This is a genomic window from Cryobacterium inferilacus, assembly GCF_019599185.1.
In the GTDB taxonomy this organism is placed as follows: domain Bacteria; phylum Actinomycetota; class Actinomycetes; order Actinomycetales; family Microbacteriaceae; genus Cryobacterium; species Cryobacterium inferilacus.
Genome location: NZ_JAIEUL010000016.1, coordinates 84,297 through 93,340 on the forward strand (window position 1 = coordinate 84,297; position 9,044 = coordinate 93,340).

7 protein-coding genes are annotated in these 9,044 nt (G+C 68.3%); 5 read left to right on the forward strand and 2 right to left on the reverse strand.

Annotation, left to right across the window (positions count from 1 at the left end; translation table 11 throughout):
* Positions 1–55: 55 nt before the first annotated feature.
* From K2F54_RS14305 to K2F54_RS14320, 4 genes are read left to right on the forward strand one after another with little or no spacing between them, the layout of a single operon-like run.
* Positions 56–1,507, forward strand: coding sequence for a DUF3375 domain-containing protein (locus K2F54_RS14305; protein ID WP_220606521.1), 1,452 nt, complete (start codon positions 56–58; stop codon positions 1,505–1,507).
* Positions 1,504–2,256, forward strand: coding sequence for a DUF4194 domain-containing protein (locus K2F54_RS14310; RefSeq protein WP_308287676.1), 753 nt, complete (start codon positions 1,504–1,506; stop codon positions 2,254–2,256). Before K2F54_RS14305 ends, K2F54_RS14310 begins: the two co-directional genes overlap by 4 nt.
* A complete protein-coding gene (locus K2F54_RS14315; RefSeq protein ID WP_220606522.1) occupies positions 2,253–5,615 on the forward strand; it encodes an ATP-binding protein in 3,363 nt (1,120 codons plus the stop codon). Before K2F54_RS14310 ends, K2F54_RS14315 begins: the two co-directional genes overlap by 4 nt.
* Positions 5,615–6,823 carry a Wadjet anti-phage system protein JetD domain-containing protein gene (locus K2F54_RS14320; protein WP_255577121.1) on the forward strand — a complete coding sequence of 403 codons (1,209 nt, stop codon included), beginning with the start codon at positions 5,615–5,617 and terminating at the stop codon, positions 6,821–6,823. Before K2F54_RS14315 ends, K2F54_RS14320 begins: the two co-directional genes overlap by 1 nt.
* Before the next feature lie 32 nt (positions 6,824–6,855).
* On the opposite strand, the gene K2F54_RS14325 is transcribed toward K2F54_RS14320, so the two are convergent.
* Positions 6,856–7,527: a hypothetical protein gene (locus K2F54_RS14325; RefSeq protein WP_220606523.1), complete on the reverse strand. Its 672-nt coding sequence runs from the start codon at positions 7,525–7,527 to the stop codon at positions 6,856–6,858.
* Between the two features lie 294 nt (positions 7,528–7,821).
* Positions 7,822–8,289 carry a DUF1294 domain-containing protein gene (locus K2F54_RS14330; RefSeq protein WP_220606524.1) on the reverse strand — a complete coding sequence of 156 codons (468 nt, stop codon included), beginning with the start codon at positions 8,287–8,289 and terminating at the stop codon, positions 7,822–7,824.
* 190 nt (positions 8,290–8,479) lie between these two features.
* On the opposite strand from K2F54_RS14330, the gene K2F54_RS14335 reads away from it, so the two are divergent.
* Positions 8,480–8,974, forward strand: coding sequence for an NUDIX hydrolase (locus tag K2F54_RS14335; RefSeq protein ID WP_220606525.1), 495 nt, complete (start codon positions 8,480–8,482; stop codon positions 8,972–8,974).
* Positions 8,975–9,044: the final 70 nt, after the last annotated feature.

The window sequence follows — 9,044 nt, forward strand, 5'->3', positions numbered from 1 at the left end:
CCGCTGACAGGAGCCCTGGTTGCCCCACCCGCATGAGTAGAAGGAGATTCGCCGCGTGTCCGCACTGAGTCAGACACACGCGCTGAGACACCTGGTCGACACGGATGCCACCTGGCAGCTGCTGCGCGCCGACAATGCTCCCGTGATCGCCGGGCTGCTCAACGAACACCTGGGCGGCGAAGACCGACGGTTGCCCACCGACGAGCTCCATGAACTCATCGACCACGACCTCGAGGGGCTGCGCGCGCACGGGCTCACCCTGCCGCTGAGCGGCCAGGGCTACTGCGCCGAGTGGCGAAAGGCCGGCTACCTCACCCGGCGCCCCGCCGACGCTGCCCGCGGCGAAACCTACGAGCTGTCGCCTGGTGCACTGGGCGCGATCCGGTTCCTCGAGCAACTCGCCGCTCCCCGGCAGACCGTCACCGAATCCCGCCTGGCCAGCATCGGTGTGCAGCTGGGGCAACTGGCGATCGAAACCGACCCGGACGCCACCCGGCGGCTGGAACAGTTGCACGCCCAGCGCGACCGGATCGACGCCCAGATCGAGCGCATCCACTCCGGCGACCTCGACACCCTCGACAACGACCGGGCGCTGGAACGCATTCGCGACATCCTGGCTCAGGCCGAGGAGATCCCCTCGGACTTCGCCCGGGTGCGCGCCGAGTTCGAAACCCTCAACCGCGACCTCAGGGCCCGGATCGTCGAATCCGACGACAGCCAGCGCGCGGTGCTCGACGAGGTCTTCCGCGGCGTTGACCTGATCGGCGAGTCCGACGAGGGGCGCAGCTTCGCGGGGTTCTCCGCCCTCGTGCTCGACCCTGCGGTGGGCACCGCCTTCGACGACGACATCGCCCGGGTGCTCGACCGCGACTTCTCCGGCCAGCTCAGCCCGGCCCAGCGCCGCTACCTGCGCCGGTTCATCGGCACCCTCAAAGACCACAGCGGGGAGATCCACGAGGTCATCACCACGTTCGCGCGAGGCCTGCGCCGCTACGTGCAGTCGCAGGACTACCAACGCGACCGCGTGTTGAGGCGACTTCTACGCACGGCGCTGGCCACCGGCGTCGAGGCATCTGCACACATGAAGCCCTACCAATCCACCAGCCTGCACCTCGACCTTTCGGCCGTGGCGCTCGGCAGCGTGGGCGCGATCCGCCTGCACGACCCGGCCGATCTGGATGCGACCGCCCCGATCGTGGAGCATGTGGCCGGCATCGCCGACCTCGAGGCACTACGAGCCCTGGCCCGCGCCACCGAGATCGACTTCGCCGAGCTCACCGACAACGTGAACAAGCTTCTGGCCGAGGTCGAGCACTGCACCGTCGCCGAGGTGCTCGAACGGCATCCGGCCAGCCAGGGTGTGGCGAGCGTGGTGGGGCTACTCACTCTGGCCGCCACGCAGGGCACCGCCGCGGACGGCATAGAGACCGTGCGCTGGCAGGGCGCCGACGAGGTGGCGCGGGCCGCCGACATTCCGACCTACCGCTTCACGGGGAGACTACTGTGACCAACGACTTCGGTACGATGACCGCCAGTGAGCTCGGTACCGGCCAGGCCGGCGAGACGGATGCGAGCTCAGCGCCCGGCCTCTGGGCCGGTGACACCGGCGTGATCGGCGAGCAGGCCCGGCGGGCGTTGCTCGAACTGATCAAGGGCCCCTACCTCTCCGGGGTCAAGGCACCCGCGCTCTGGTCGGCCCTTCTCGCCGACGAGGCCGGCATCCGGTCGCGCCTGCACGAACTCTTCCTCGAATTGGTGATCGACCGGGTGGGGGAGTTCGCCTTCGTGCGCAACGTGAGCACCGACGAGCTGAAGGTGCCCAGCGCGGTGCGCACGGCCGCGCTCACCTTCCTCGACACCGCGATGCTGCTCGTGCTGCGCCAGATGCTGTTGGCGGGGGAAGGTGACGGCCGGGTGATCGTGGGGCAGGAGGATGTCTTCGAACAATTGCGGCTGTACCGCACACCGGACCGCGACGAGAGCGATTTCAACAAACGACTGAACTCCACCTGGCTCAAGATGAAGAACACCCTAAGGGTGATCCACCAGGCCGGCGCGGAAGACAGGGCCGAGATCTCCCCGGTGCTCAGATTAATCGTCGACGCCGACCACATTGCGGCCATCGGCAACGAGTATCGACGAATAGCCGAGACCGGCGGCTCAGTTGTGCTCCCGAATGTCGGTGGTGTGCACGACGCTGACCTCGACGGCGCGGACAACGCCGACGCCGACCAGATCGAGGGGATGACGTCATGACGATGCTGGAGATGCCCGGCCTGGACGACACACCGGGCACGGCCGAGCACGGCGCGGGCACCCCGACAGGCCCCGTCCACGTGGGGCAGTGGCGCCTGGCGCGAGTGGAACTGCTCAACTGGGGCACGTTCGACGGGCATCACCGCATCGAGGTGGCCCGCAAGGGGCACCTGTTCACCGGCGCGTCCGGTTCGGGCAAGTCGTCGTTGCTCGACGCGATCGGCACCGTGCTCACGCCCGACAAGTGGTTGCGTTTCAACGCCGCCGCGCAGGACTCCGCGAGCCGCAGCGACGACCGCACCCTGGTGAGCTACGTGCGCGGCGCCTGGAGCAAGGAGGCCGACGAGAGCCTGGACCGGGCGGTGAGCACCTACCTGCGGAAGGGCGCCACCTGGAGCGGCATCCTGCTGCGGTTCGACAACGAACGGGATGCCCCGGTCACCCTGGTCCGGCTGTTCCACCTGCGCGGATCCAGCGTCGACAAGGCCGACCTGAAGGACGCCTGCTTCATCGACCGGGTCGACGTGAGCCTGCTCGATTTTCGCGAGCACGTGGCATCCGGCATCGAAGCGCGGCGGATAAAGAGCGCCTGGCCGGACGCCGTGGTCACGACCACCGGGTCGCACGCCCCGTTCTACACGCGGCTGCGGCGCTTGCTCGGCATCGGCAGCCAGAATGCCCTGCAGCTGTTGCACAAGACCCAGTCGGCCAAGAACCTCGGCAGTCTCGATCAGCTCTTCCGTGACTTCATGCTCGACGAACCGGCCACCTTCGGCCGGGCCAAGAACGCCGTGGAGCAATTCGGTGAACTCAACCAAGCCCACCAACACGTGGTCGATCTGCGTAGGCAGGCCGACCACCTCACCCAGCTCGACCGGTCGATCATCGCGTACGAAACCGCGGCGGCCAACACCGCGGAGGCCGAACGGTTGAGCGCCCTGATCGACCCGTTCCAGACCCAACTGACACTGAGCATCGCCGCCGACGAGCGCGGCCTGCTGCTCGCCCAGCAGGCGCGGGCGGCCGACGAGTCTCGCCGAGCGGATGCGTCCCGCGACGACGCGAACGAGACGCTGCGTGCCGCTGAACGGCGGTCGCTGCAGCTCGGCGGCAACGACGCCGCCCAGGCGCAGGAACGGGTGGCCGACGCCGTTGCGGCCGCCGACCGCACCGCCAAGGACTTCGCCCGGTTCGCCGAGGAACTGCGGGGGGTGGGGGTCGAGCAGGCACCGCAGAACGGCGAGGAATTCGCCGAATTCCAGGAGTCGTCACGGAGGGTGCTCGCGGAGTCGCCGCCGGAGGCCGCCCACGACCATGACGACAACCAGCGGTACTTCGACGCGGGTAAGGAACTCGGTGTCATCGACCGGGAACTGACCGAGCTGCGTCAACGCCGGAGCAACCTGCCGGCCGCGCTCCTGCTCGCGCGCCAACACCTGGCCGAAGAGTTGGGCGTGGCCGAGACGGCCCTGCCCTTCGCGGGGGAACTGATCGAGGTGCTGCCGGAGTTCGCGGACTGGAGCGGCGCCATCGAACGCGTTCTCTTCCCGCTCGCCAGCGCTCTGCTGGTGCGCGACGACTACCTCCGCGAGGTGCGGCGTCGCGTGGAGGCCCGCAACCTCGGTGCCCGTCTGGTCTTCGAGGCCGTTCCGGCCATCATTGATGCGCCCAGGGCAGCCCGCACCACCAACTCCCTGCTGCATCGTATTCGCGTCAGCGACGGGCCATTCCACGATTTCTTGCTCACGCGCACCGCGGCCGAGTTCGACGTATCCTGCGTGGATCACCCCGATGACCTCGACCGTGTCGACCGCGGGGTGACCATCGGTGGGCAAATCAAGAAGTCCGCTCGACGCTACGAGAAAAACGACCGGCACCGCATTGACGACCGCTCCCAGTGGATTCTCGGCGCTGACAACGAGGCCAAGATCGAGCTGTTGCTCGAGCGCCGACGAACGGCGGAACGGCAACGCCTGGAGGCCGGCAGCCGACTCACCCGGGCGCAATCTGAACGCGACGCCGCCACCAGACGGCGCACCGTCTTCGAGCGCGCTCTGATTCAGGACTGGACCGAACTCGACCGGGCCGCCGCCGACGAACTGGTGCGCGCCCGCCACCGGCAGTTGCAGGCCCTGACTACCGACAATGTGGAACTGCAACATGCCCTCGCTGCGGAGAGTCAGGCACGTGAGCTCTTCGGGGTGGCCGAGGTGCAGGCGCGGGCGACGGCGTTGGCACTCGGTCAGGTCTCCGCCACCCTGCGGGAGGTGACCGACCTCATCCGTGACCTCGAGGGACGTCGGCCGGATGCTCCGCTCGGCGAGGCAGACGTTCTCGCACTGGAGGCAAGGTACCGGTCGGGGCAGCGCAAGATCGACCGACGCAACATCGCAGACGTGGGCCGCAAGGTGAGCGAGGCGCTGTACAAGGAGGCAAGCGTCGCCCAGGCCGCGCTCCGCCGCGCGGAAACCGAATTCGCTGCGGGAGCGACCGTGTTCACAACGACCTGGCCCGCAGCGGCAGCGGATCTGACCACCTCCATCGACGACCGCAGCGGTTACACGGCCCTGCTCGCGGGCATCGTGGAGCGCGGCCTGCCCGAGCACGAGGGCAACTTCCTCAAGCTGTTGCGGGACAAGTCACGGGACCTGATCGGACACCTGGCGTCGGACATCCGTGACGCCCCCAAACTCGTCGCCGACCGCATCGAACCGGTCAATTTCTCGCTCGGGCGCTCGCGTTTCGACGTGGAACGGTACCTGCGGATCGATGTGAAGATTCGCCGCGCGCCCGAGGTATTGCAGTTCATGGCCGACCTGAAAACCGTGGTCGATGGTGCCTGGGGCGACGACAGTCTGGCGGCCGCCGAACAGCGCTTCGCCGTGCTCAATCGGCTGATGCAACGCCTGGCGTCCACCGACCACGCCGATCTGGCCTGGAGCCGGCGCTGCCTGGACACCCGCCAGCACGTCACGTTCATGGCCAGCGAGATCGACCTGGCCGGTCGGGTGATGAACGTGCACGATTCCAGCGCCGGGCTGTCCGGCGGGCAGCGGCAGAAACTCGTGATCTTCTGCCTCGCCGCGGCACTGCGCTACCAGTTGGCCGCCGACGAAGACGATCTGCCTTCATACGCCACGATCATTCTGGATGAGGCCTTCGACAAGGCCGACAGCCGGTACACCCGCATGGCCATGGACGTGTTCGTGGAGTTCGGCTTTCACATGATCCTCGCCACCCCCGAGAAGCTGCTGCAGACCATCGAGCCGTATGTGGGCGGGCTCACCTCCATCACCAACACCTCGAGGCGGGATTCGCGCACGGCCGCCGTCGTCTACCGGGATGACGAGGGCGCCTGATGGTGGCGGCCCGCGGCATGGTGACCGTCGCCGATGCGCGGGCACGAGCCCTGAAGAAGGTCATCGCCGAGCAGCGGGACTGGGCGGCCGTCGGCGGTGATGACGCCCGGCTCGAGGTTGTGCTGCATCCGCCCACCGAGCGGGCGGCGCTAACCGACCAGAGTGCCGCCATGGCGTGGGTGCGTGCCTGGCAGCAGGCCGATGCGGCCGACGCTGCTCTCGATGTGACCTGGGGCAGCCGCCAGTGGGCGCGGGTGGGCGCGCAGGTCGTGCCCGAACGCTGTGCTATCAGGGGCGCGGATGCGATCGCCGCGTTCGCCGGCAGTTCGCCCGGCCGTGAGTGGCGGCTACTCCGGGACCGCGCGGCGCGGCTTCGCACGGAGTTCACCGACCGTGCTGACTCCACCGATGCGCTGGCCGCTACCGTGCGCACGCACGCCCGAACTCTGCAACGGTTGCCGGAGTCGGACTTCGCCACGTTGATCCAGGTGGTGGGGTGGCTCGCCGAGCATCCGGCATCCGGCTGGCGCATTCGGCAGCTGCCCATTCGCGGGATCGACACGAAATGGCTGGAGAGCCACCGTTCAGTCGTGGAGAGCTTGCACACTGCAGTGAGCGGGCGGACCTCCCTCGGCCTGCTCGACGCTCCCAACCTGGTGCGGGTGCGTTTTCTCGATCCGGCGCTCCGCCCGGGCGGACTTCGCGATGTGGTGGCGCCGGTCGAGGAACTTGCGGCGCTGGGCGTGGCACCGAGCGTGGTCTTCGTGTTCGAGAATCTCGAGACCATGTTCTCGATGCCCGACCTGCCCGGCGCTGTGGTCGTGCACGGAAGCGGTTACGGGGTGAACCGCCTCGCCCTGATTCCGTGGATCAGACGGGGGCGAGTGGTGTACTGGGGCGACCTGGACTCGGACGGGTTCTCGATTCTGCATAGCCTGCGCTCGGGCTGCGACGACGTCACAAGTGTGCTCATGGATGAAGGCACCCTGTTGGCTTACCGCGACCTGTGGGTGCCGGAGCCGAAGGCCGCCGGCGGCAGTTACCCGTCGCTGACAGCTGCAGAGCAGCGCGCCCTGGCCCGCATCCGGTCTGAGGGCAACGTTCGGCTGGAGCAGGAGCGCATCGACTGGGCGACGGCCTTGGCCAGGCTGCTCGACGCTGGGTGCCTTGACCACGTCGCGGACAATGAGGCTAGTCCAGTGAACTAAGGGCGTCGCCGTGGCGGGCGAGCCGAGGTCGACTATGGGTCCGTTTCACCGGATCGGTCCTGGGCCTGAGCTCCACCGAACTGCTCAAGATAGCTGCCGGCACGGCGATAGTCGCGCCCCAGCACCGCCAACAAAATGATGAAGGCCAGTACAGCGGCCAGTTCCAACCACAGAACGACGGCCAGAGACGACGCCACCCCGGTGCCCAGAAACATCAGGGTCAGGCCGAAGAACAGGGGCAACATGCCCTGGCTGGACCGACGGTTCTGCGCCGCCGCCGCGAGCACCACGGCTTTCTTGCGCTCGTCCTCGACGGGGGTACCCGAACGGATCTGTTTGAGGACCCATTTGCGTTCCCGTAGGTTGAGCGGGCTCACCACCGCCCGCCACCGCGTGATGTATCGGCGGGTGCGCAGGGCCCAGATGAATCCCACGATCGCAATCAGAAGCCCAATGCCCTGGAACACAAGACCCGCGATCACCCGAGTACTCACGCCGGCATCGTCCCCCTCCGAGACGGTCGCGGTGCGCGGCAGGATCATGGCGAGGGCGAACCCCAGGAGCCAGCTCCCGATGATCAACGCGGACAGCCACAACCACACGATGCGCCGCCGCCGGGGCATGCGTTCATCCATCGCGCCGTCGGCAATGGTCTGGGCTGCTGCCCAGCGCTGATCGGCGTCGGCATCCTGCGTCAGACTCATGATCGCTCCCTCGTGGCCGCCGTGAGTGACGGTGTGGAGCAGAACATATGCCGACCAACCCCTCAATGCGAGCTTGCGGCCGCTTAGTTCCGTCGGTTTCGGTGCCCATGAGCGCCCTCGGCGGCGTCCGGGGCGCATAACTCCTGCAGTTCTGATCCCGGCGGCCGACGGATGCCCGGAATCACGGACATCCGTCGCTGCCGGCCGAAAAATTGCAGGAGTTATGCTCGGGCGGGCGGGGCAAACCGGGGGGGGGGTGACGACGCCGAGGGAGTGCGGAAAGCCGACCGGGCGTTACGGCAGGGTGCGCTCGGCCCAGGTCGCGAGCAGGGCGAACAGCGGCGTTGCGAACACCGCGAACACGAGCAGATTCACCACCACGGATGCCCAGAACGGCCGCCGGAAACTGACCTTCTGGGTCTTGTGCCGCAGGGTTTGCTGGGCGACGATGGCGCCCGGCCAGCCGCCGATGAAGCCGAGGAGAAGCAGCGTCTTCTCCGGCACCCGCCGGCGGTTCGCCCGGGCGGCGGACTTGTCGACCGCGTAGACGATGAAGCAGAGAACGCTGGCGGCGACATAGAGGCCGGCGACCCACAGCGGGATCGGCCAGAACGCGGTCACGACCAGGTAGCCGAGCACGAAGACCAGGATCGGCAGGTACTGCGCGGGGCCGGCGCCGCGCCGGGTGCCGCGGGTCGGGGTCGGCGTTCGCCCGGGGGTGCGTGCCCGCGTGGGCTGCACGCGCTCGGTTCGGTTAGCCATGGGTCGAGCGTAACCGCCGGCGACCCGCCGAGCGCACCCGACCGGCAGCCCCAGCTCGCAGCCCAGAGCTGCGCCCCCGGTGCGTTCCGGGGCATGCTGGGTCGTGAACACGGGTGCGCCGGAGCGCGAACGGACCGCGGCCGACGTGCCAGCGGCAGGCAGCAGAGCGGCAGGCAGTAGAGAGGACACGATGGCAGTACTGAGCGCGGGCATCCTGCTGTACCGGCTGACGGATGCCGTGGAGCCGCAGGTGTGGATCGCGCACATGGGCGGGCCGTTCTGGGCGCGCAAGGATGCCGCGGCGTGGTCGATCCCCAAGGGTGAGTACGCCCAGCGTGAAGACTCGTTCGCGGCGGCGCTGAGGGAGTTCGCGGAGGAGGTCGGGGTGCCCGCCCCCGAGGCCGAGTACTCGTTGCTGGGGGAGTTCCGGCAACCGTCTGGCAAGGTCGTGACGGTGTTCGCGGCGGAGGCCGACCTCACGGTGGAGCGCGTGCTGAGCAACACCTTCACGGTGGAGTGGCCGCGCGGATCCGGCATCGTGCGGGAGTACCCCGAGATCGACGACGCCCGCTGGGTGGGGCTGGCGGAGGCCCGGGTGAAGGTGGTGCGGGGGCAGGTGCCGATGCTGGATGCGCTGGCCAGGCTCGTGCACGAACGAACCCGCCCCGACAGCCCGGCCGACTAGCTGTACTGAGCCGACAGGTTGGTGACAGTCGGGGTTGAAAAAAGGGAGAACCTCCGGTTCTAGTGGAGAT

Excerpts from the sequence above, each read along its gene's own strand:
- K2F54_RS14315 (WP_220606522.1), top strand. The coding sequence starts at position 2,253 with ATGACGATGCTGGAGATGCCCGGCCTGGACGACACACCGGGCACGGCC.
- K2F54_RS14330 (WP_220606524.1), bottom strand. The coding sequence starts at position 8,289 with ATGGCTAACCGAACCGAGCGCGTGCAGCCCACGCGGGCACGCACCCCC.
- K2F54_RS14335 (WP_220606525.1), top strand. The coding sequence starts at position 8,480 with ATGGCAGTACTGAGCGCGGGCATCCTGCTGTACCGGCTGACGGATGCC.
- K2F54_RS14325 (WP_220606523.1), bottom strand. The coding sequence starts at position 7,527 with ATGAGTCTGACGCAGGATGCCGACGCCGATCAGCGCTGGGCAGCAGCC.
- K2F54_RS14320 (WP_255577121.1), top strand. The coding sequence starts at position 5,615 with ATGGTGGCGGCCCGCGGCATGGTGACCGTCGCCGATGCGCGGGCACGA.